The following is a 22,016-nucleotide window of genomic DNA, read 5'->3' as shown; positions in this document are numbered from 1 at the left end:
AGTCAAGTCATTACTGACCGCCTTTAGTAAATCTTTTTCCTGTCACCGCAACTGCGTGTCGCTGTTGCCGTGTCAGTGGAGGCGCATTATAGGGACTTCTCGGCGGCTGACAAGCGCTAAATGCAAAATAATTATCGTTTGTCTACTATTCACCCACAAAGCGATTAAAGTGGCAGTTTTTCCAGCGAATCGAAGCCATAACGCTGCAATATTGGCCACAGCGTGGCGACTTTAGGCGTAATCGTCAGGCAATAAACCAGGTTTCTATCGCTAGAAAGTGGAGGGCTATCCAGATTAGCAACCAGCCATGCCGTTCTTTTGGCTATAGCCGCGCCGGAATCAACAAGACGTGTTCCCTCTGGCAAAGCCATTTTCAGCTCTTCAGCTAACAACGGGAAATGCGTACACCCAAGCACAACCGTATCGGGTGGCTCCGGCAGACGTAGCCAAGGACGCAGGATTTTTTGCAGTTCGGAAATTGGGATCACCTCTCCTTGCAATTTAGCCTCTGCCAATTCAACCAGTTCTGATGACCCCAGCGACAAAATCTGGCAATCCGTAGCAAAACGGGTAATCAGCTCGTGTGTATACGGGCGTTGAACGGTTGCCCGCGTCGCCAGTAGGCCCACAACGCCGTTGCGCGTCAGCTTAGCCGCCGGTTTAACCGCGGGGACGACGCCCACGACAGGGAAAGTAAAGCGTTCACGTAAAGCAGGAAGGGAAATCGTACTCGCCGTATTGCAAGCAATCACAACTAATGCGAGCTGATGGTGTTGTTGAACTGCGTTAACAATCTCAACTACTCGCTCGATAATAAACTGCTGTGATTTCTCACCATAGGGAAACGCTTCATTATCGAATGCGTATATATAGTGAAGATCCGGCAGAAGTTGCCGGATCTCATCATAAACAGACAACCCGCCTACTCCGGAATCGAACACCAGAATCGTAGGTCGGGATAGCAGGTTAGAAGGTATAGCTTCCAGTGAGATAGTATTCTCGCCCTGCCGTGCGGTAGCCATATGCCGTCTCATAATCTTTATCAAACAGGTTGGCGATTCTACCACGAACGGTAAGATGAGAGGTGACTGGATATGAGGCGGCGAGATCCCACAGGCTATACCCACCAAGTTTCACGGGTTGAGGCTGGAAGGTAACAGGGTCAAAATTAGTATCAGGGCGAGCGCCTTGATAAAGCCATGTCAGCGATATGTTCACGTCATCTACAGTCGTTGAAAGCTCATATTTCGCCTTTTTATGGGCACGACGGGCCAAAGCTTTATCTGCAGTTTTATCCTTAGCATCTAAATATTCGAGCGTCACCTGATGCGAAAGCCAGCCGGTATCATAGTTTGCAGTAAATTCGGCCCCAGTCATTATCGCCTTGCCGATATTATCGTAGGTTCCCGTTGAGAAATTAATCGCACGGTAGTTAATAAGGTCAGTCACCTCATTACGATAACCGGAAATCCGCCAGTTAACAGGGCCACTTAAGCCTTCTACACCAACTTCCCACTGCTTACTTTCTTCAGGCGATAAATTAGGATTCCCCTGCGAGTATGCTGTGTCATATATCTTGTCGAATGTTGGCGCTTTAAATGCCGTACCGTAAGAACCAACAAGCCGATAGCCGTCAACAAATTCCCACGCAGCACCCGTTTGCCACGTACCATGTCGGCCATACTGTTGATTATCATCACCACGTACAGCGCCCTCTAACGTAACAGAACCTAGCTGCTGCTGGGTCGTCAAATAGACACCAGTATTATCCCGGCTATGAGCCTGAGTATATGCAGCACCGCCCCCTGGTTGTGCTCGTTCATTACGCCAATCAGCCCCAACGCTTACGCTACCATTGCCTACAGTGAAGACATTACCCCATTGCAGATTACGTTGCTCAATTTGCGTAATGGTTCCGTTGTATTTTCCGATGAGGTCGTTAAAATTGAGATCGTCATAAGTCTGGTAGCTAGCTGTTAACTGGCTTGAATATATCCCGTCGTTGAATTTCAACCCTGCGTCATAATTTCGGGTATTCAAATAGCGCTTATCGTTACCAGGAAAAGCCGAGGCAACGTCATAATCCGTATTATTGTCGTATCCGTAAGCGCGGAAAAACCCCGAGGCATTCTCGGTAAAACGCTGCTCAAGTGCCCCCCAAAAAGATTTGCTGCGATAACCATCATTATCTCTGTCAGTCGGCATCGGTGAGGACGGATAAACATTAAATCCGTGCGTGGTTTCATAACTTCCGGCAACGCTCACAATCGTGTTATCGCTTACATGACCACGAACTGAACCATCATAATTCTGATAAGCATGAGAGCCGTAGCCAGCATTAAGCACGCCTCCATCTTGATCACGCTCAGTAATAATATTGATAACGCCGCTGATAGCATCAGAGCCGTACACAGCAGAACGCGGGCCACGAATATATTCAATGCGTTGCACTAGAGATAAAGGTATCTGGCTGAAGTCAACGCTACCGGAAACCCCTGCAGAGGCAAGGCGAACGCCGTCAACCAGCACCAGCACATGGCTAGCACTTCCACCACGGATAAATACTGATCCAAGCTGTCCTCGGCCACCATTCTCAGCAATATCTACACCCGGCAAGCGGCGCATCACATCATTGAGTGACTTCGCCTGCCAGCGATCAATATCAGCTCGCGTTACAATGCTATTTGCTGCCAATACCGAAGAAACCGGCTGTGCGAAACGGTTTGCTGTTACCACCACATCATCGGCATTTTTTTCCGATGATGTATTGTGAGATGACGAGTTTTGAAATGAACTGTTTTCCTGCGCCCAGCCAGAAAATGCCGTGACGGAAAGCGCCGTCAGCAGCGAAATTTTTTTAATCATTGTTAAAGCATCCGAGAAATAATAAGGATGCCGCAGGTTCTGTTAATAGCACGCGATATGCAGAACTAATTGCGACGTATTCCGGCAGGTCTTCGGGCTTGGATGCCGTTGTTACCACAGTCCGTCAATAACGGTAGGGGATACAACGAAAGCGATGACTTCCCATCTATACCCGGCATACTTCAAGTTACATGTACGTTGGCTACGTTCAGTCGCCCAAATCACTTACTCAAGTAAGCTCATCGGGACTCCTTCTCTTGCCGCCTGCCTGAAACTCGAATTATTTAGGGTACATAACAGTGTCTGCAATAATGCTATCGCCTGGGCATTCCTTACCGCTGCGCGTCAGCTCCAGATTTACACTGGATTCCCTTTTGACTTGTAATACAAGGCCGGACGCTCATCCTACAATCGCGAATTGTGGAAGTCTAGACTTCTATATCACTACAGGATAATAACGTAACAAAACTGGACTTCCTGGCCGGATTCCCTACAATTCCCGGCCAATAACACCCTTTTAGACGCAGTTCAGACGAGAAAATCATGACGCCAGAAATCCTGCCCATCGAAGACTATGACGACCAGCTTGCAGAAAAAACAGTGCGTCTGCGTGGAATGATGGCACCTTTCAACGCACCGGAGCCTGTCGTCTTCCGTTCTCCCGTCAGTCACTATCGGATGCGCGCCGAATTCCGTATCTGGCACGAGGGTGACGAGCTTTACCACATTATGTTTGACCCGCAGACCAAACAACGCATCCGCGTCGATCGATTCCCGGCAGCCAGTGAACTGATTAATCGCCTGATGCCGGTGCTGCTTGCAGCAATCCAGCCTGACCCCGTACTGCGCCGTAAGCTATTCCAGATAGATTATCTGTCGACCCTAAGCGGCGAAGTGATTGTTTCTCTGTTGTATCACCGCGCACTGAACGAAGAATGGCAGGAACATGCCCGCGCACTGCGCGATAGCCTGACGGCGCAAGGGTTCAACCTACAGTTGATTGGTCGAGCGACGAAAACCAAAATCTGCCTCGATCGCGATTATGTCGATGAATGCCTGCCGGTTGCAGGCCGGAATATGATTTACCGACAGGTGGAAAACAGCTTCACGCAGCCGAATGCTGCAGTAAATATTCAGATGCTGGAATGGGCGTTGGATGCCACGGCGGGTTCGAAAGGGGATTTACTGGAGCTGTATTGCGGTAATGGCAATTTTTCACTGGCGCTGGCAAGAAACTTCGAGCGCGTGCTGGCGACAGAAATCGCCAAGCCATCCGTCGCGGCTGCACAATATAATATTACTGCGAATCAGATAGAGAACGTGCAGATTATCCGCATGGCGGCAGAAGAGTTTACGCAAGCTATGCAGGGTGTGCGTCAGTTTAACCGCTTACAGGGTGTCGATCTGACGAGCTACCAGTGCGAGACCATTTTTGTTGACCCGCCGCGCAGTGGACTGGATGACGAAACGGTGAAACTGGTGCAGGCGTATCCGCGCATTCTTTATATTTCCTGCAACCCGGAAACGTTGAGTAATAACCTGCAAACGCTATCGGAAACCCACGACATTCGCCGTCTGGCGCTGTTCGATCAATTCCCTTACACCCATCATATGGAGTGTGGCGTGCTGTTGGAAAGACGCCAGTAACGCACACAAACTGGCGGGTCATCCCGCCAGAACACCCACTACAGTGTTTCGCTCTCTTCTGTTGATACCGACTCCGTCGCTTTTCTGCGGCGCAGTCTCAGACCAATCCAGAAAACCAATGCCACGCACAGGATTGAAGGAATAAAGTTCGATCCGATGGCGGGATATTCAACGCGCACGATGGCGCTGTAAATCAATAAGCCCAGCAGGAAACTGGCCGCCGCCAGCATCGGAATGCCTTCCGGCATACTGTGGTGCAAATAACGTTGATGCAGACAATAGATGGACAATACCAGCGCAATCAAAGGGAAAATCGAGAACGGAACAATACTGCTGAACAAGGCGGCGAACGCACCGTTGACGGATAACCCTGCAATCAGCGCCAAAACCAGCGTACCTTTTTCTTGGTGAGGTTTTTCTGTCATGGTTTCTCCTTCTCATGTTGGTGTAGAGGATTTATGACACGGTAAAGCTACTGTCGTGTTCTTTTCTGTACCAGTAATAGGCACCTTTGGCGATCATCCGCAGTTGCAGTACCAGCCGTTCTTCCAGTTGTTTACGCTGTTCCAGCGACACATCCAAGGCTTCCGCTCCCGCACTGAAAACAATGGTGACCATCGCTTCTGACTGCGCTTCTGCGAAGCTGCGGGGAATGTGGTTTTCCACCTCAAGATAATCCGCCAGTTCAGCGATAAAATGCTGAATTTCCCGTGCGACGGCCGCACGGAAAGCCGCCGACGTTCCTGAACGTTCACGTAGTAATAACCGGAACGCATTCGGATTATTACCGATAAACTCCATGAAGGTAGAAACCGATGTCCTGATCACGCTACCCGTTTTGGCGATACGCTGCCGGGCCTGTCGCATTAACTGACGCAGCATCAGCCCGCTTTCGTCAACCATTGTCAGCCCCAACTCATCCACGTCACGGAAGTGGCGATAGAAAGATGTCGGCGCAATACCCGCTTCGCGGGCGACTTCACGCAGGCTCAAGCTGGCAAAACTGCGCTCAGCGCTTAACTGGCTAAATGCAGCTTCGATAAGGGAACGACGAGTCCGTTCTTTTTGTTGTGCTCTGACACCCATTATGCTGCCCAAATGATCTCTCCCCTTTCCAGAGGAGCACTATAGCAAACTTTAGTGTCCGCAGAATGAGACAAAGTTTGCCATATTAAGAATGTGAGAATCTGTTTCCATAGTAAAGGCAGGGATGATTGGGTTCTGCCACAGTCAATGCTACAATCGCATAATGTTACATTCGAGTTATTAATTTGTATAAAAACAGGTTTAACCTACCATGACTCTAGAACATCAATTCGATTATGATGCCATCGTTATTGGTTCCGGTCCCGGCGGTGAAGGTGCAGCGATGGGATTGGCCAAGCACGGTGCCAAAATTGCGGTGATTGAACGTCACTACAATGTCGGCGGCGGTTGTACCCACTGGGGGACGATTCCTTCCAAAGCCCTCCGCCACGCCGTCAGCCGTATTATCGAGTTCAATCAAAACCCTCTCTACAGTGACAACTCCCGTATTATTCACTCATCCTTTTCCGATATTCTGCGCCATGCCGACAGCGTCATCGGTCAGCAAACCCGTATGCGACAAGGATTTTATGAGCGTAATCAGTGTGAGTTGTTCTCCGGTGAAGCCAGCTTCATTGACGCCCATACGATTGCCGTTCACTATCCAGATAATACCCATGAAACGCTAACCGCCGCGAATATCATTATCGCGACCGGCTCACGTCCGTATCATCCGGCAGAAGTCGACTTCAACCATCCGCGCATTTACGACAGCGACTCTATTCTGCAACTCGACCACGAACCTCAACATGTCATCATCTATGGTGCAGGCGTTATCGGCTGCGAATACGCTTCCATCTTTCGCGGCCTGAGCGTTAAGGTCGATTTAATCAATACCCGCGATAGGCTGCTGGCCTTTCTCGATCAGGAAATGTCGGATGCCCTGTCCTATCATTTCTGGAATAACGGCGTGGTTATCCGTCACAACGAAGAGTTTGAAAGTATTGAAGGGCTGTCTGACGGCGTCATCGTCAATCTGAAATCAGGCAAAAAGATGAAGGCAGACTGCCTGCTCTATGCCAACGGACGTACGGGAAACACGGAGACGCTGGGGCTGGAAAATATCGGCCTGAGCACTGACAGCCGCGGCCAGCTCAAGGTCAACAGTATGTACCAGACCGCATTGGCTCATATTTATGCCATCGGTGATGTCATCGGTTATCCCAGTCTGGCATCAGCGGCGTACGATCAGGGGCGGCTCGCCGCACAGGCGATCATTAAAGGTGACGCCAGCGCGCATCTGATCGAAGATATTCCGACCGGCATTTATACCATCCCAGAAATCAGCTCCGTAGGGAAAACCGAGCAAGAGCTCACCGCGATGAAAGTGCCTTATGAAGTGGGTCGGGCACAGTTCAAACATCTGGCACGGGCGCAGATTGTTGGGATGAATGTGGGGAGTTTGAAGATTCTGTTTCACCGCGAAACGAAACAAATTCTGGGTATTCACTGCTTTGGTGAGCGCGCTGCCGAGATTATCCACATCGGGCAGGCCATCATGGAACAGAAAGGTGAAGGTAATACTATCGAATACTTCGTTAATACCACCTTCAACTATCCAACCATGGCAGAAGCTTACCGCGTGGCGGCGTTGAACGGACTTAATCGCTTATTTTGACAGGTTTTCCATATAGCCCTGCATATGCTCGCGGATGGTATCAGCAAGCTGCTCATAGCGTCCGCGCAGCGGTGAACCAGGGCGATACACCAGCGCGATGGTGCGCTTAGGCTCCGGTTTATAGCACGTTAAATAGCAGACGCCATCGCGCTCACGCTCACGCGGAACCGATAACGACGGCAGCAACGTAATACCGCTTCCCGCGGCGACCATGTTGCGCAGAGTCTCCAGGCTGGTCGCCCGGAAATGTGTATCTTCATCCGCCCCGGCCTGAAAGCAGAACCCCATCGCCTGATCGCGCAGACAGTGGCCGTCTTCTAGCATCAGCAACTTTTCACCCGCCAGATCGGACATTGCCACACGTTCGCGGTTCGCCCAAGGGTGATCCTGATAAATCGCCAGTTTCATCGGCTCGTCAAACAGCGGCACTTCGATAAAAGCCTCAGACTCTTTCACCATCGCCAGAATGGCGCAGTCCAGTTTACCGCTGTCCAACTGAGCCAGTAGTTGATGTGTTTGCGCTTCGTGCAGATACATTTCGAGCTTAGGAAATGTGCGGTGCAGCATCGGAATGATTTGCGGCAGCAGATAAGGCCCGACCGTGGGGATCAGGCCAATATGCAGCGGCCCGGACATGGTTTCACCCTGCTGGCTAGCCATCTCTTTGAGTACCTTGACCTCACGTAATACCGTTCGCGCCTGCTCGACCAGCAGCAGCCCAGCTTGCGTAAACAATACCTTGCGACTGGTTCGTTCAAGCAGCATCACGCCTAGCTCATCTTCCAGCTTACGAATCTGTCCACTGAGTGTTGGCTGACTTACATGGCAGGAATCCGCCGCACGTCGAAAGTGGCGATGCTCCGCCAGCGCGACAAGATACTCTAAGTCCCGAATATTCATTATTATTCTCCTTAATATGATAGCTAGCAGCGATAAATAGGATATCAACGAACGATAATCCCTATCAACATCCAAAATGAATAATATATCCCACCGAAGCGTATCTATTTACTTCTACAAGAATAAAACAATATTTTACGGTTTCGGTACCACCAGGGCATACCTACCAACTTCAGCCACGCTATAACAAGCGGACTGATGTCTTCAAGCGATTTGGCATCGACAGCATTTTGTGTGCGTCGGCCAACGATACCTTTGCGATCCACATCAGGAAATCTGACCAGCAGGCAAAACCATTAACAATACGGGAATAGCTGGGTAGAAAAATAGAATTCGAATATTCAGAGAGTATGGCTAGTAACGTCTGCGGGAGGTCATCATACTGTTATTAGAAATAAAAATGATGGGTGATAAAAATGAACTCGAGAGATAAACGTGGTTCAGATCAATGGCTGTCAGCAGAACCTGACAAATAGGAATCTCATCCTTGAGACTCCTCCCTTTCAAGATTCCCACAAGCCGTAGTGACGGGTATTCCAATACCTGATTCTACCGCAACTGCGTGACAACCCTTTTTCTTCCTGAAATCTTGCGCGTCGCCTCAGCGTGCCACGTCAGGGCGGACACCCAACGTGTGGCAGATGGCATAGCTCAGCTCAGCACGGTTCAACGTATAGAAGTGGAAATCTTTTACCCCTTCGCGGCTCAGGATTTTCACCATGTCCATCGCGATAGACGCACCGACCATTTTGCGAGTTTCCGGGTCGTTATCCAGACCGTCAAACACGCTTGTCATCCAGTTCGGCACGCGGACATTGGTCATCGTGGCAAATTTTTGCAACTGCTTGAAGTTCGATACCGGCAGAATGCCCGGCACGATTTCTACGTCGATGCCCGTAGCCACGCAGCGGTCACGGAACCGCAGATAACTTTCTACGTCGAAAAAGAACTGTGTGATCGCGCGATTCGCGCCAGCATCAATCTTGTGTTTCAGGTTGATCAGGTCAGCCTGCGCGCTTTTAGCTTCAGGATGCACTTCAGGGTAGGCGGCAACCGAAATATCGAAGTCACCAACCTCTTTTAGCAGAGAAACCAGATCCGCAGCATACATTTCCGGTTTACCACCGTCTGAAGGCAGGTCGCCGCGCAGCGCGACAATATGGCGGATACCGCTCTGCCAGTAATCCTGCGCGATTTCACGCAGTTGTTCACGCGAGGCATCAATACAGGTCAGGTGGGGTGCAGCTTCAAGACCGGTACGTTCTTTAATCGTTTTGATAATACTGTGAGTACGGTCACGCTCGCCAGAATTCGCCCCGTAGGTTACGGAAACAAACTTGGGCTTCAGGCTGCTCAGTCGATCAATCGAGTTCCACAGGGTTTCTTCCATCTCGCTGGTACGTGGCGGGAAAAATTCGAATGACACATTAATTCGTCCCTGCAATTCCGCCAGACTTTGATTCAGCGCTTCCCGCTGGTTTGCGTGAAAAAAGCTCATACCTGCTACCCCGTTGACCGTGACTGTTATTATCATTAGCTACACGTCTATACGTTTAGACGTCTATATAGAAAATGACGTAATCAGCTCAAAGAGTCAACGCTTTTCAGCACGAGAGGAGGTGATGATTACTCACGGTAAATGAAAAAAGTTCATGATGGATCAGGAATGGTGACTTTTATACGCAAACCCAGAGGTATTGTGGGTTTTACCATCATCTGGCGTAAAAAATTATGCTGAGGAGATAGCAGGCTCAGGATGAGCCGTACAGACGCGGCGAAAGCCTGGAGTCACGGGGTGAGCGGCGTTTGAGCTGACAGTGTCGGGCGCGTGCTATGGGATAACATGAAAATGGCGGAATTGTGACGCACGAAACCGTCTCTTGGTCTGTATAAAAATATGACTAAGAGACGGCCACAGTGATGCCGCGGTTACAGCAGGTTCTACAGTAACTGCGCCAAGCGGCTTAAGTCAGATTGAAGCGCCCCTGCCGTCACATCACGCCCAGCCCCCGGCCCACGGATAACCAGCGGGTTATCCCGATACCAGCGGCTTTCAATCGCAAACACATTGTCACCCGGCAGCAGCGAAGCCAGCGGATGATCGGGGCGAACCGCCTCGATGCCAACGCGAGCCTTGCCGTTGCTGTCAAACCGCGCGACATGACGCAGAACCAAGCCCATTTCCTGTGCGGCCTCCAAGCGTTGCAGCATCTGCTCGTTCAGCGAATCGCCGTTTTCAAAGAAGAAATCGACAGACCCCTGCTCACAGCCCGGCGGAACTAGCGACTCAACCCGAACCTGGCTAGGTTCGATGTCATAACCTGCCTCGCGGGCCAGGATCACCAGCTTACGCATGACATCCTGACCGGAGAGGTCAACGCGCGGATCCGGTTCGGTCAGCCCCTGCTGGCAAGCCTGATCAACCAGTTCGGTGAACGGCACAGTACCGTCGAACTGCAAAAACAGCCAGGAGAGCGTGCCGGAAAAAATCCCGCTAATCGACAGAATACTGTCGCCGCTTTCTCGTAAATCGCGTACGGCAAAATTGACCGGCAAACCCGCGCCCACGGTGGCGTTATACAGCCAGTAGCGATCCGTTTTAGCGAACGCATCGCGGATCTGGCGATAGTTATTGCCGCCGGAGGCACCCGCCAGTTTATTAGCGCTGATGACATGGAAGCCGTAGCTAGCGAAGTCCAGATACAGATCGGCGACCGATTCACTGGCGGTAACATCCAACACCACCAAATCATCAAAGGGGTGCGCACGCATCCATAGGAACAGATCTTCGCCATCCCGCTCTTGCGCTTCACTTTCGAAGAAAGCCAACGCGCGACTGGTATCCAGCCCGTCATAGTTAAACAGGCTACGCGTACTGTCTACGACGCCAGCCAGTACAAATTCGAAACCAGTACGTGCAGAAAGGTTGCTCTGCTCACGCGCAAACAACTCCAGCCAGCGTGAACCAATATTTCCTTTACCGAACAACACCAGACCGATACGCTTTTCCGCGCGGAACAGGGAATGGTGCAAACCACGAATCAAATGTTCCGTCGGGCCAACACGCAAAACGGCCACCAGACTGATGCCATCATCGGCCTGGCGGATAAATTCAATCGGCTGATCTTTCAACTGCTGATAGAAACGGTGGCTGTGTAGCGGGTTTTTACCCACACCCGCACCGACCATCGCGACCAGCGCCAACCCCTCACGCTCGCTGAGTTCAACGGGCAACTCGGCCTGTGTCAGCAACTGCAATGCACTATCCACTACTTCGGAGGTGTAGCACAGTTGCAACAGATTACGATCTTGGTGAACGCCAATCGCCAGCGGTTTCAGCTGCGCACGGTTCAGAAGTTGTTCGACTTCTTTTTGTAACAACGCGAAATCATGTTCGGAAGGAACCTGAATTTCAATCAGGCACACATCATCATGACTGGTGACAATTTTGGCACCTGTACCCGAGGCCAGTACGCGTTCGATGCGCGTCGAACCCTGCTCAGGCTGATAACTGCAACGCAGTTGCAAATCGATATCGCTGCCGGAAACGGGCTGCAAAGTACGCGTATGCAGCACCGGAGCTGCCAGACGTGCCAGCTCGCTAGCTTCATCCAACCTTAACAGTGGCAGCAGGCAGGCATCTTTCACTTTGCGCGGATCGGCGCTATAAACGCCGGCAACATCACTCCAGATGGTCACACGCTCAACACCCGCCAGCGCACCAATTTGCGTCGCGGAATAGTCACTTCCGTTGCGCCCCAGCAGCACCGTTTCACCTGCATCATTGCGGCAGATAAAACCCGTTACCACTAAACGCTGACCTGCATGTTGCGTCAGATATTGCTGCAACAGCGGCCAGGAACGCCCTTCGTCAACCTGCGGTTGCGCGGCACGTTCCGCACAGAGAAAATCACGCGCATCCAGCCAGGCTGCATTCATATCCCGATGATTCAGTAAGGCGGACATCAAACGAGCCGACCAGATCTCACCGTGCCCAACCACTTCGGCGTAGACAGCATCCGTAATCTTACCATCCAGCAGCGCAGCCAAACGCTCCAGATCGCGAATAAACTGGGCTGTCAGCGCCTCTGCATCCTGCGCAGGCAGAAGCCCGGCAATCAGTTCACTGTGGTAGCGGCGTAATGCCTGCTGAACCTGATGCGCCGACAGACGATCGCTCTGGCTCAGTTTCAACCAGCTAATCAGCTGGTTCGTGGTACTGCCCGCGGCAGACACCACCATCAAATCACCGGGGTGGCTATACTCCGCCATAATACCGGCTACGCGCAGGTAACACTTCACATCAGCCAGACTGCTACCGCCAAATTTATGCAGCTGTCGGCTCGTTACCGATGGCGCTACTCCTGATGCACTCATTCTTACCTCTTGGCTGCGGCTTGAAACGCACGATCCAGATCGGCAACCAGATCATCGCCGTCTTCAATGCCGGTGGAAATACGCAGTAATGTTTCAGAGATACCCGCTGCGGCGCGCGCTTCTGGTGCCATACCCGCATGCGTCATCGTTGCGGCATGAGAGATGAGGCTCTCAACCCCGCCCAGCGATTCCGCCAGCGTGAACAGCTCCAGCGAGGCCAGAAAACGCCGCACGGTGTCTTCATCTCCATCCAGCTCAAAACTTAGCATAGCGCCAAAACCAGATTGTTGACGACGGGCAATATCATGACCGGGATTGTTCGGCAGTGAAGGATGATATAACGCCTTCACCAACGGCTGCGTCTGTAAGAATTCAACCACTTGTTGCGCATTACGCTGCGCGGCTGCCATACGCGGCGATAAAGTACGCAGGCCACGTAGCAGCAGATAGCTGTCAAACGCCGCGCCCGTCACACCAATATTGTTTGCCCACCAGGCTAATTCGGTGATGGTATCGACATCCTTGGCGATCACCGCGCCCGCCACCACGTCGGAGTGACCATTCAGGTACTTAGTGCATGAATGCACCACCAGGTCGGCTCCCAGCTCCAGCGGCTTCTGTAACGCCGGGCTCAGGAAAGTGTTATCCACCACGCTGACCGCGCCCGCTTCCCGCGCAGCCTGACAAATCGCAGCAATATCGACGACGCGCAGCAGCGGATTGCTCGGGCTTTCCACCAGCACGAGCTTAGGCTTTTCTGCCAACGCCGCGTTGAGCGCCTGAGTATCACCTTGATCGACAAATTTGACGCGAAACGCGCCGCGCTTGCTCAGGCTGTCAAACAAACGATAACTGCCACCGTAGCAGTCATGCGGAGCCACCAGCAGATCGCCGGGACGCAGAAACACCGTGCAAACCAGCATAATCGCCGACATCCCACTGCTCGTCATTACCGCACCCGCACCGCCTTCCAGTTCGGCAAGCGCACGCTGTACCACATCACGCGTAGGGTTACCGCGACGCGAATAGTCGTGTGCGCGTGGCTGGTTGAATCCGGTAAAGTTATACGTGCTGGAAAGGTGAATAGGGGGGACGACGCAGCCATACTGTTCATCATCATTTAACCCGCTGCGGACTGCGATCGTTGCCTGTTTACGCGTCATCGGCTCTTTTCCTGGCTGGAGGCTGAAAGATAGGAACTTAAGAGTAAACGCAGTTTTAATAGACGTCAACACATCTAGACATCTAAACTTCTTTGCGTATAGATTGAGCATAAGCATAATAACCGCTAGAATTGTGGCATTTCATGACAGATGTTGTCTTCATTAGATTAATTTTTAAGGTATCCCATGGCTGAGTGGAACGGCGAGTATGTCAGCCCTTACGCTGAACACGGTAAAAAAAGCGAACAGGTCAAGAAGATAACAGTATCTATCCCGCTGAAAGTATTGAAGATACTGACTGACGAACGCACACGTCGTCAGGTGAACAACCTGCGCCACGCCACCAACAGCGAGCTGCTGTGCGAAGCGTTTCTGCATGCGTTCACAGGTCAACCGTTACCGAATGATGAAGACCTGCGTAAAGAGCGCAGCGATGAAATTCCTGAAGCAGCGAAAATCATCATGCGTGAAATGGGTATCGACCCGGATACGTGGGAATACTGATCGCGCTTGCGCTGTCTATTTTCTAGCTAACCCCGCCTTTCTTCGCGGGGTTTTACTATGCAGAGACACATCACCCCTTATTGACACCAACCACCCTATCTTCTTCCGCTCCTTTCCTTTTCCGCTCACGTTATAAATCAGGATTGCATTTAATTTGTTATGTTATAACATACCATTTTTTAATCTATAACGGTGATATGCTGCGTCATGACAGAGCCTCTCTCCAACAGTCCCGTGCTGCTACAACTTCACCATGTTTCCGTTGCCGACACCAATCGGGCTCCAAGGATCAGTGATATTTCGCTTTCCATGCACGCAGGTGAACGCCTGGCACTGGTTGGGCCCAATGGCAGCGGTAAATCCACGCTGTTACGCGTGCTGACCAGCGAACTTAGCGCAACGGCAGGGTGTGTCCATTTGAACGGCCAACCTCTGAACGCACTCAGCCGCCATGAGCGAGCAAAGCGTATCGCGATTCTGGCGCAAAGCGATGCGCCAGACCTGCGCCTGAGGGTCGCGGAATATGTCGCCTTAGGACGGATCCCGCACCACGGATGCAGCACACCTGCGCACGATCGCCAACTCATTGAAGAAGCACTGGACGATACCGGATTATTACCGCTGCGCCATCGCCTGCTGGGCACCCTCTCCGGCGGGGAGCGGCAGCGCGCCGCTCTGGCGCGTGCTTTTGCACAAACGCCGCAACTCCTGCTGCTGGATGAGCCGACCAACCATCTCGATCCGCTAGCACGCACGCAGTTACTGTCTCTCGTGCGAAAACGCGGTATTTCAACGCTGGCGGTGCTGCACGATCTGCCACTCATCACCCCCTTTGCCGACCGTGTCGCTGTGTTGCAACAGGGAACGCTACTCCGCTGGGGAACACCTGCACACGCGCTGAGCGCCGACTGTGTGAAATCCGTATTTGGAATGGAGAGTTTTACGGTGCCACATCCGATAAACGGCTCGCCCATTCGCATCTTTGAAGCCCCTGAACTGCACTAAGGAACCCTGATGAAAATAACGCTTCTGTCTGGACTGCTAGCATTGACGTCGTGCTGGGCACACGCCTCGGGTTTTCCGGTCACGGTCGACAGCTGTGGGCAACCGCTAACCTTCACTCAGCCGCCGCAGCGAGCCGTTATTCATGACCTGAATATGACAGAAATGGCGTTTGCACTGGGCTTACAAAAAAATATCGTCGGGCTAACCGGAATCACCGGCTGGTATAAAGCAACGCCAGATTTTATCCAGCAGCAGGGCACGATCCCTGAACTGGCAGCAAAATACCCGACCTCAGAAAACCTGCTGGCCGTACATCCGGATTTCTTCTTTGCTGGGTGGAACTACGGCATGAAAGTCGGCGGAGAAGTCACGCCAGAATCGCTGAAAAAATACGGTATTCAGACCCTCGTTCTTGGCGAAAGCTGTGTTTTCACCGAACAGCAACAGCCGCGTCCGAAAGCCAGCATGGATCTGCTCTACGGCGATATGCTGAAACTGGGGAAAATCTTCGGTAAGCAGGAACAGGCTCAGGAACAGATCGATGGCTGGAAGCAGCACCTTGCCGCCCTGCAAACCCGTATCGGCAATCAGCCAAAACAGAAGATTTTCCTGTATGACTCTGGCGATGACAAGCCTTTTACCAGCGGGAAATTCGCCATGCCGACCGCTATCATCGAGGCAGCGGGCGGCAAGAACGTGATGGACGATATGGAGACGAGCTGGGCCTCGACATCGTGGGAAAGCGTGGCGGCACGCGAACCCGACGTTATCATTTTGCTGGATTACCAGACAGGTAACGACGCAGAGACGCTCAGACGCTTTTTGGAATCACACCCGCTGATGAAATTCACCCCAGCCGTACAGCAGCAGCGTTATCTGAAGCTGCAATATGCGGAGCTAACGCCGGGGCCCGCCAACATAAAAGCCATTGATAAACTGGCGCGTGCCCTTTACCCGGATGCCTTTAAGTGAGCCCAACGTCTTCACATTATGCTGCGACCTTTGTTATCGCGCTGCTGATATTGGTTGGGCTGATGCTGTTAAATATTGCGACAGGCAGCACGACGATTCCCCTTACGCAGGTCGCCAGCGTATTGGGGTTATCGTCAGCAGACGTCTCGCCGATGACCTCACGCATCATTCTGGAACTGCGCATTCCTCGCAGCCTGCTGGCAGCGTTGTGTGGCGCGGGTTTAGCGATGGTCGGTGCCTTTCTGCAAACAGCGACTCGCAACGATCTGGCTGACCCTTTTCTGTTCGGCCTGTCTGCCGGAGCCTCAGCGGGTGCCGTCGCCGTCATCACTCGTTTTGGTGAGCAGCTCGGTGACTGGGCACTGCCAGTAGCAGCCTTCTGTGGCGGAATATTATCGGCCGTCGCCGTAACCGTGCTGTTTCTGCTGCAACAGGCGCGCGGCGCAGAACGTCTGATCATCTGCGGACTGGCGATCTCTTTTCTGTTCGGCGCACTGACGAATTATCTGGTGTTTTCCGGCGATCAACGCGCTGCTAGCTCGATTCTTTTTTGGTCACTCGGTGGGCTGGGCCTTGCCCGTTGGGATACCTTGCCTTTCGCGGTGTTCAGCGTCCTGCTGCTATTTAGCCTCACCGCCCTGCGCTGGCGTGCGCTCGACGCGCTGTTGGCGGGCGGGCAAACTGCGGCTTCAATGGGAATTAATCTGGCTCGCGTACGGGTGGAAATTTTCATCTGCTGCGCGTTCGCCACGTCGCTGCTGGTCGCGCTGACTGGTGTAATCGGCTTTATCGGACTGATGATTCCCCATCTGGCCCGCCCATTGAGCGGCGTATTGCACAAGAGGCTTCTGCCGCTGACAGCGGTGCTCGGGGCGATACTGCTGTGCGGTGGCGATTGGCTCAGCCGGCAGCTACTCGCGCCGCAGGAATTACCTATCGGGATTATTACGGCAGGATTAGGTGGCATCTTCGTTCTGGGGATGCTGGTAAAACGTCAGCAGGGATGAAATAACTCCAATAACTCCAAAATATTGCCAACTGGGGTTATTGGGGTTATCTTCATCGTATTAAAGGGCAACGGGGGGCAGGGATGGATAGCAGGACGTTAATAGCAGAAATCAAGGCCGATGGGTGGGAACTGATATGAGTGAACGGAAGCCACCACCATTTTATGCATCCTGGTAAACCGGGGTTAGTCACAATCCCCCACCCTAAGAAAGATTTACCGATAGGCACGGTAAAAAGCATCAGGAAACAGGCAGGAATATGATCATCGCTGACTCGAAGAGGCTTAATTATGTATTATCCGATTGCAATTGAAGCAGGCGACGATACCCACGCATACGGTGTAACAGTGCCAGATCTGCCGGGCTGTTTTTCTGCGGGTGAGACGCTAGACGACGCCATCGCGAATGCTAGAGAGGCGATTACCGGACATATCGAACTACTGATCGAGATGGGTCAGGATATTCCCACCGTGTCTTCAGTAGGCCAATTGGCAAAAAGCGCAGAATACGCTGGGTACACGTGGGCGGTTGTTGATATCGATGTGACGCGTTTAATGGGCGGTTCAGAAAAAATTAACGTCACGCTGCCTAAATCACTGATTGACCGAATTGATCGTTGCGTGGCGAGTAATCCTGAATTTAAAAGCCGCTCAGGTTTTCTCGCGCAGGCGGCATTAGAGCGAATCTCGTCTTCCCGATGAACAGCACTGAGCCACCAAAAACAACAAAGGCACCTGTTCGGTGCCTTTGCAGAAAGTTACTGTACCAATTGGCCAGTAAAACTTATTTTTTAGCGCCTGGAACGGAGAAACGCTTGTTGAAGCGGTCAACACGGCCACCGGTTGCAACATCACGTTGTTTGCCGGTGTAGAACGGGTGGCATTCGCCACAGACGTCCAGGTTCAGGTCACGACCCACGGTAGAATGGGTTTTGATAACGTTACCGCAAGAGCAAGTTACAGTAACTTCAGAATAATTCGGGTGAATACCTTTTTTCATGGGAAACCTCTGTTAAGGCCGTGTCGCTATCCAGCCCTGTTCCGCCAGACACCACACGAAAGTTGAGTAAGTTAAGTTCATTATGCGAACGAAATAACCATTGGCGCGAACGGCACGATCATTTCTTCTAACGACACAATGGCGGCGGATCATACAGAATCTGGTACCCCGATGCAATCGCATCCACACATTATCCCTCGCAGCATGTACACTAGCGCCTTGAATTATTTTCACCCTGCGTCGCGCATGATATAGACCGCTCGGTTATGTCATGGATCGCCGCGAAAATCACGCCCACTACCACGGAGAAGTTATGTCTGTCGCTCAGGTCGCTTTGCCCGTGCCACTAGCACGTACATTCGATTATTTGCTACCCGCAGGGGGAGTGGCTCCGCAGGTCGGCACACGCGTCAGCGTCTCTTTTGGTAACCGTAAAGCCATCGGCATTATTACCGCACTGAGCGACACCAGCGCACTTCCGCTTGAGCAATTAAAACCCGTGCATGACGTGTTGGACGAACAGCCGCTGTTTCCACCCAGCCTGTGGCGTATTTTACTGTGGGCAGTCGAGTACTATCACTACCCGATTGGCGAAGTGCTGTTCCATGCGTTGCCTATATTGCTGCGACAGGGGAAACCCGCGCACCGCGCACCGCTCTGGCAGTGGTTTGCCACCGAACAAGGCCGAGCGACACCACTCAGTACGCTCAAACGCGCAGCTAAACAGCAGCAGGCGCTGGCGGCCTTACTTCAGTCGCCACTTTATCGCCATCAGGTGAGCGAAATCGGGTTGACGGAGACGGCGCTACAGGCGCTGCGTAGCAAAGGACTATGCGAATTAAAAGCCGCGGAGCAAACGCCTCATGACTGGCGTCAAAGTTTTAGCATGACCACTGAACGCTTGCGCCTGAATACTGAGCAGGCCACCGCCGTCGGCGCTATCCGCAGTGAAGATAATCATTTTGCCGCCTGGCTGCTCGCGGGTATCACCGGTTCGGGCAAAACCGAAGTCTATCTCAGCGTGTTGGAAAACGTGTTGGCACAGGGTAAGCAGGCGCTGGTGTTAGTGCCAGAAATTGGCCTGACGCCGCAAACCATCGCCCGCTTTCGCGAACGTTTTAACGCCCCGGTGGATGTGCTGCACTCGGCACTCAACGACAGCGAACGCCTCGCCGTCTGGCTGCGCGCCCGCAGCGGTGAAGCCGCGATCGTCATCGGGACGCGATCGGCGCTATTTACCCCCTTTGCCCGTTTGGGGCTGATTGTGATCGATGAAGAACACGACAGCTCCTACAAACAGCAGGAAGGCTGGCGCTATCACGCCCGTGATTTGGCAGTCTTTCGTGCCAGAGAAGAAGATATTCCGATCGTGATGGGAACAGCAACGCCCGCGTTGGAAACGCTATATAATGTCCAGATCGGCAAGTATCGACGATTGAATTTGACCAAAAGAGCGGGCAATGCCGCGCTGGCCAAACAGCACGTCATCGATCTGAAAGGACTGCCGCTGACGGCCGGGTTATCCCAGCCGCTGATTACCCGCATCCGCCACCATCTGACGAACGATAATCAGGTTATTTTGTTCCTCAATCGGCGCGGGTTCGCCCCCGTGGTGATGTGCCATGAATGCGGCTGGATTGCCGAGTGTCAGCGCTGCGATCACTATTATACCTACCACCAGCATCAGAAGATGTTGCGCTGCCACCACTGCGACAGCCAGCGTCCGGTTCCACAACAGTGCCCCTCCTGCGGCTCGACCAATATGGTGCCTGTCGGTCTGGGCACCGAGCAGTTGGAGCAAAGCCTTGCCCCGATCTTTCCAGATGTCCCGATTACCCGCATCGACCGTGATACCACCAGTCGTAAAGGTGCGCTTGAACAGCAGCTCTCGCAGGTCAGGCAGGGAGGCGCACGTCTTCTCATCGGTACACAGATGTTGGCGAAAGGCCACCATTTCCCTGACGTAACGCTGGTTGCCTTACTGGACGTTGACGGTTCACTGTTCTCAGCCGATTTTCGCGCAGCCGAACGTTTTGCCCAGCTCTACACTCAGGTCGCTGGTCGCGCGGGACGTGCTGGCAAGGCTGGCGAGGTAGCGTTGCAAACTCACCATCCGGAACACCCGCTATTACAAACGCTGTTACAACAGGGCTATGATGCCTTTGCCAGTCAGGCGCTTACCGAAAGAAAAAGTGTTTTTCTGCCGCCGTTTACCAGCCATATCATCTTCCGCGCTGACGACCACGATAATCAGCAGGCCGCTTTATTCCTCCAGCAATTGCGTAATTTGCTGGAGGCGAGCCCGCTGCGGGATGAATCACTCTGGCTGCTGGGTCCAGTGCCTGCTTTACAACCCAAACGCGCGGGGCGCTTCCGCTGGCAACTTTTGCTACAACATCCCTCCAGAGCGTTGTTACAGAAACTGGTCAGAACGTCGTTGGCGCTAATCGGTACACTGCCGCAGGCACGTAAAGTGAAATGGGTATTAGATGTCGACCCCACAGACGGTTAGCGTTTCCTGTTAGGCCATTTCGGTTTTTTTGCCACGCATTTTTTGCGAGCCGCGTCCAAAACACGATATTCATCACACTTTCTGTGCAAATTAAGCAACAAAACCTGCGTTCAATCTGTTATCACTGTTTGCACAGGCAGTATTCTGGGATTTGGTGCCACTTAGCTAAGCATACTGCGTCGGAAAGTCTACCCGTAATCATATAGAGAGTCAGCGGACAGGAGCGTTCTGCTGGCAGTCAGCGCCAGTTAACGCTGACGCAAGGAGAAAAGCGTTGAAGCAGAAGAAAGGCGTCACCACGGCGACGATGAAAGACGTGGCGGATGAGGCTGGCGTTTCCACTGCCACCGTATCCCGAACGTTAATGAACCCGGAGAAAGTCTCTGCGACCACCCGCAGGAAGGTCGAGCAGGCTGTCATCGCCGTTGGCTATTCGCCTCACGCACTCAGCAGAAACCTCAAGCGTAACGAGTCACGCACGATCTTAACGATCGTGCCAGATATCTGCGATCCTTATTTTTCCGAAATATTCCGTGGGATCGAGGAAACGGCAGCCGAACACGGCTATCTGGTGTTGATTGGCGATTGCGCTCATCAGCATCAGAAAGAAAAAACGTTCGTCGATCTGATTATTACCAAACAGATCGACGGCATGGTGCTGCTCGGCTCTAATCTGCCGTTTGACGCAGGCCAGGAAGAGCAGCGTAATCTGCCACCAATGGTGATGGCGAATGAGTTTTCGCCGGATCTGGCGCTGCCAACTGTGCATATTGATAACCTGACTGCCGCCTTTGAAGCCGTACACTATTTGCAGCAGGCAGGCCATCAGCGTATCGCCTGCATTGCAGGCCATCAGCGTATCGCCTGCATTGCAGGCCCGGAACACATGCATCTGAGCCAATATCGTCTGCAAGGGTATATTCAAGCCCTGCGCCGCAACGGAATGCTTATCGATAACCAGTATATCTTTCGGGGCGATTTCACCTACGAAACGGGAATCAATGGCCTGATTGCACTAATGCAACACCCACAGCCACCCAGCGCTATCTTCTGCCATAGCGATCTCATGGCGTTGGGCGTGTTGGCGCAGGCTCGAAAAATGGGGCTGGATATCCCGCGCGATCTCTCCATCATCGGTTTCGACGATATAGAACAGACGCAGTACTGCTGGCCTCCTCTGACTTCTGTGGCTCAACCACGTTACCAGATCGGACGCGAGGCAATGCTGCTACTCTTAGAGCAGTTGCAAGGTAACACGGTACAAAGCGGTTCCCGTCTGTTGTCCAGTGAGTTGGTCATACGCGATAGCGTCGCTGCCCCAAATTACGCCCGTAACAGGCTTTAAGACTTCAGGTGCTGGT

The 22,016-nt window shown here is 52.5% G+C and carries 19 protein-coding genes and 1 riboswitch; of the genes, 10 read left to right on the top strand and 9 right to left on the bottom strand.

All coding sequences use genetic code 11. The annotated features are described in order from the left end of the window. Positions 1-164: 164 nt before the first annotated feature. Complete coding sequence (murI, locus tag KP22_RS19205) at positions 165-1,022, bottom strand: glutamate racemase (RefSeq protein WP_039307740.1); 858 nt, start codon at positions 1,020-1,022, stop codon at positions 165-167. Further along, the gene (gene btuB / locus KP22_RS19200; RefSeq protein ID WP_039325816.1) at positions 967-2,865 is read right to left on the bottom strand and encodes a TonB-dependent vitamin B12 receptor BtuB; all 1,899 of its coding nucleotides are present in this window, start codon (positions 2,863-2,865) and stop codon (positions 967-969) included. Before btuB ends, murI begins: the two co-directional genes overlap by 56 nt. A 66-nt stretch (positions 2,866-2,931) precedes the next feature. Beyond that, positions 2,932-3,275, bottom strand: a riboswitch (cobalamin riboswitch). Positions 3,276-3,408: 133 nt separating this feature from the next. Between btuB and trmA the strand changes: the two genes are divergently transcribed. After that, on the top strand, positions 3,409-4,512 hold the full coding sequence (gene trmA, locus KP22_RS19195; RefSeq protein ID WP_039307746.1) for a tRNA (uridine(54)-C5)-methyltransferase TrmA: 1,104 nt from the start codon (positions 3,409-3,411) through the stop codon (positions 4,510-4,512). A 38-nt stretch (positions 4,513-4,550) separates the two neighbouring features. On the opposite strand, the gene KP22_RS19190 is transcribed toward trmA, so the two are convergent. Together KP22_RS19190 and fabR are read right to left on the bottom strand one after the other, a co-directional pair. Then, a complete protein-coding gene (locus tag KP22_RS19190; protein WP_011095711.1) occupies positions 4,551-4,937 on the bottom strand; it encodes a YijD family membrane protein in 387 nt (128 codons plus the stop codon). A gap of 31 nt (positions 4,938-4,968) precedes the next feature. Beyond that, the gene (fabR, locus tag KP22_RS19185) at positions 4,969-5,598 is read right to left on the bottom strand and encodes an HTH-type transcriptional repressor FabR (RefSeq protein ID WP_039307749.1); all 630 of its coding nucleotides are present in this window, start codon (positions 5,596-5,598) and stop codon (positions 4,969-4,971) included. 211 nt (positions 5,599-5,809) lie between these two features. Here fabR and sthA point away from each other — a divergent pair, with 211 nt between their 5' ends. After that, the gene (gene sthA, locus KP22_RS19180; RefSeq protein ID WP_039307752.1) at positions 5,810-7,216 is read left to right on the top strand and encodes a Si-specific NAD(P)(+) transhydrogenase; all 1,407 of its coding nucleotides are present in this window, start codon (positions 5,810-5,812) and stop codon (positions 7,214-7,216) included. Here the strand turns inward: sthA and oxyR are convergent. The 4 genes from oxyR to metB all read right to left on the bottom strand — a co-directional run bounded on the left by oxyR (position 7,208) and on the right by metB (position 13,656). After that, positions 7,208-8,116, bottom strand: coding sequence for a DNA-binding transcriptional regulator OxyR (gene oxyR / locus KP22_RS19175; RefSeq protein ID WP_039307755.1), 909 nt, complete (start codon positions 8,114-8,116; stop codon positions 7,208-7,210). The two genes, sthA and oxyR, sit on opposite strands and share 9 nt — an antisense overlap. 601 nt (positions 8,117-8,717) lie before the next feature. After that, positions 8,718-9,614 (bottom strand): methylenetetrahydrofolate reductase, encoded by an 897-nt coding sequence (gene metF / locus KP22_RS19170; RefSeq protein WP_039307757.1) that lies wholly within the window; start codon positions 9,612-9,614, stop codon positions 8,718-8,720. Between the two features lie 443 nt (positions 9,615-10,057). After that, positions 10,058-12,493 (bottom strand): bifunctional aspartate kinase/homoserine dehydrogenase II, encoded by a 2,436-nt coding sequence (locus tag KP22_RS19165; protein ID WP_039325814.1) that lies wholly within the window; start codon positions 12,491-12,493, stop codon positions 10,058-10,060. Between the two features lie 2 nt (positions 12,494-12,495). Continuing rightward, positions 12,496-13,656, bottom strand: coding sequence for a cystathionine gamma-synthase (gene metB / locus KP22_RS19160; RefSeq protein WP_039325813.1), 1,161 nt, complete (start codon positions 13,654-13,656; stop codon positions 12,496-12,498). A gap of 186 nt (positions 13,657-13,842) precedes the next feature. On the opposite strand from metB, the gene metJ reads away from it, so the two are divergent. The 6 genes from metJ to KP22_RS19135 all read left to right on the top strand — a co-directional run bounded on the left by metJ (position 13,843) and on the right by KP22_RS19135 (position 17,845). Beyond that, the gene (gene metJ, locus KP22_RS19155; RefSeq protein WP_005973355.1) at positions 13,843-14,160 is read left to right on the top strand and encodes a met regulon transcriptional regulator MetJ; all 318 of its coding nucleotides are present in this window, start codon (positions 13,843-13,845) and stop codon (positions 14,158-14,160) included. 207 nt (positions 14,161-14,367) lie between these two features. Then, positions 14,368-15,165, top strand: coding sequence for an ABC transporter ATP-binding protein (locus tag KP22_RS19150; RefSeq protein ID WP_039325811.1), 798 nt, complete (start codon positions 14,368-14,370; stop codon positions 15,163-15,165). A gap of 9 nt (positions 15,166-15,174) precedes the next feature. Beyond that, positions 15,175-16,137, top strand: coding sequence for an ABC transporter substrate-binding protein (locus KP22_RS19145; protein WP_039325809.1), 963 nt, complete (start codon positions 15,175-15,177; stop codon positions 16,135-16,137). Beyond that, complete coding sequence (locus tag KP22_RS19140) at positions 16,134-17,144, top strand: FecCD family ABC transporter permease (protein WP_039307772.1); 1,011 nt, start codon at positions 16,134-16,136, stop codon at positions 17,142-17,144. The genes KP22_RS19145 and KP22_RS19140 overlap by 4 nt, the downstream gene beginning before the upstream one ends. 140 nt (positions 17,145-17,284) lie before the next feature. Continuing rightward, entirely contained in the window at positions 17,285-17,407 is a 123-nt protein-coding gene (locus KP22_RS22025) for a type II toxin-antitoxin system HicA family toxin (RefSeq protein ID WP_231566894.1), read from the top strand. Between the two features lie 27 nt (positions 17,408-17,434). Beyond that, positions 17,435-17,845, top strand: coding sequence for a type II toxin-antitoxin system HicB family antitoxin (locus KP22_RS19135; RefSeq protein WP_039307775.1), 411 nt, complete (start codon positions 17,435-17,437; stop codon positions 17,843-17,845). A gap of 82 nt (positions 17,846-17,927) precedes the next feature. On the opposite strand, the gene rpmE is transcribed toward KP22_RS19135, so the two are convergent. Beyond that, a complete protein-coding gene (gene rpmE / locus KP22_RS19130) occupies positions 17,928-18,143 on the bottom strand; it encodes a 50S ribosomal protein L31 (RefSeq protein WP_039307778.1) in 216 nt (71 codons plus the stop codon). Between the two features lie 313 nt (positions 18,144-18,456). Between rpmE and priA the strand changes: the two genes are divergently transcribed. Both priA and KP22_RS19120 read left to right on the top strand, forming a co-directional pair. Next, positions 18,457-20,655, top strand: coding sequence for a primosomal protein N' (gene priA / locus KP22_RS19125; RefSeq protein WP_039325808.1), 2,199 nt, complete (start codon positions 18,457-18,459; stop codon positions 20,653-20,655). A 274-nt stretch (positions 20,656-20,929) separates the two neighbouring features. Further along, positions 20,930-22,000, top strand: a complete 1,071-nt coding sequence (locus KP22_RS19120; RefSeq protein WP_039325807.1) for a DNA-binding transcriptional regulator CytR — start codon at positions 20,930-20,932, stop codon at positions 21,998-22,000. Positions 22,001-22,016 lie beyond the last annotated feature (16 nt).

The organism is Pectobacterium betavasculorum (assembly GCF_000749845.1).
GTDB classification, from domain to species: Bacteria; Pseudomonadota; Gammaproteobacteria; order Enterobacterales; family Enterobacteriaceae; genus Pectobacterium; species Pectobacterium betavasculorum.
Note: the sequence above shows the minus strand (reverse complement) of the source record. Positions and strands in the feature narration are given on the sequence as shown.

Coding starts and splice junctions, on each gene's coding strand:
- metB (WP_039325813.1), bottom strand. CDS start 13,656: ATGACGCGTAAACAGGCAACGATCGCAGTCCGCAGCGGGTTAAATGAT.
- btuB (WP_039325816.1), bottom strand. CDS start 2,865: ATGATTAAAAAAATTTCGCTGCTGACGGCGCTTTCCGTCACGGCATTT.
- trmA (WP_039307746.1), top strand. CDS start 3,409: ATGACGCCAGAAATCCTGCCCATCGAAGACTATGACGACCAGCTTGCA.
- sthA (WP_039307752.1), top strand. CDS start 5,810: ATGACTCTAGAACATCAATTCGATTATGATGCCATCGTTATTGGTTCC.
- KP22_RS19150 (WP_039325811.1), top strand. CDS start 14,368: ATGACAGAGCCTCTCTCCAACAGTCCCGTGCTGCTACAACTTCACCAT.
- rpmE (WP_039307778.1), bottom strand. CDS start 18,143: ATGAAAAAAGGTATTCACCCGAATTATTCTGAAGTTACTGTAACTTGC.
- fabR (WP_039307749.1), bottom strand. CDS start 5,598: ATGGGTGTCAGAGCACAACAAAAAGAACGGACTCGTCGTTCCCTTATC.
- KP22_RS19190 (WP_011095711.1), bottom strand. CDS start 4,937: ATGACAGAAAAACCTCACCAAGAAAAAGGTACGCTGGTTTTGGCGCTG.
- murI (WP_039307740.1), bottom strand. CDS start 1,022: ATGGCTACCGCACGGCAGGGCGAGAATACTATCTCACTGGAAGCTATA.
- priA (WP_039325808.1), top strand. CDS start 18,457: ATGTCTGTCGCTCAGGTCGCTTTGCCCGTGCCACTAGCACGTACATTC.
- KP22_RS19165 (WP_039325814.1), bottom strand. CDS start 12,493: ATGAGTGCATCAGGAGTAGCGCCATCGGTAACGAGCCGACAGCTGCAT.
- KP22_RS19145 (WP_039325809.1), top strand. CDS start 15,175: ATGAAAATAACGCTTCTGTCTGGACTGCTAGCATTGACGTCGTGCTGG.
- metJ (WP_005973355.1), top strand. CDS start 13,843: ATGGCTGAGTGGAACGGCGAGTATGTCAGCCCTTACGCTGAACACGGT.
- KP22_RS19135 (WP_039307775.1), top strand. CDS start 17,435: ATGTATTATCCGATTGCAATTGAAGCAGGCGACGATACCCACGCATAC.
- metF (WP_039307757.1), bottom strand. CDS start 9,614: ATGAGCTTTTTTCACGCAAACCAGCGGGAAGCGCTGAATCAAAGTCTG.
- oxyR (WP_039307755.1), bottom strand. CDS start 8,116: ATGAATATTCGGGACTTAGAGTATCTTGTCGCGCTGGCGGAGCATCGC.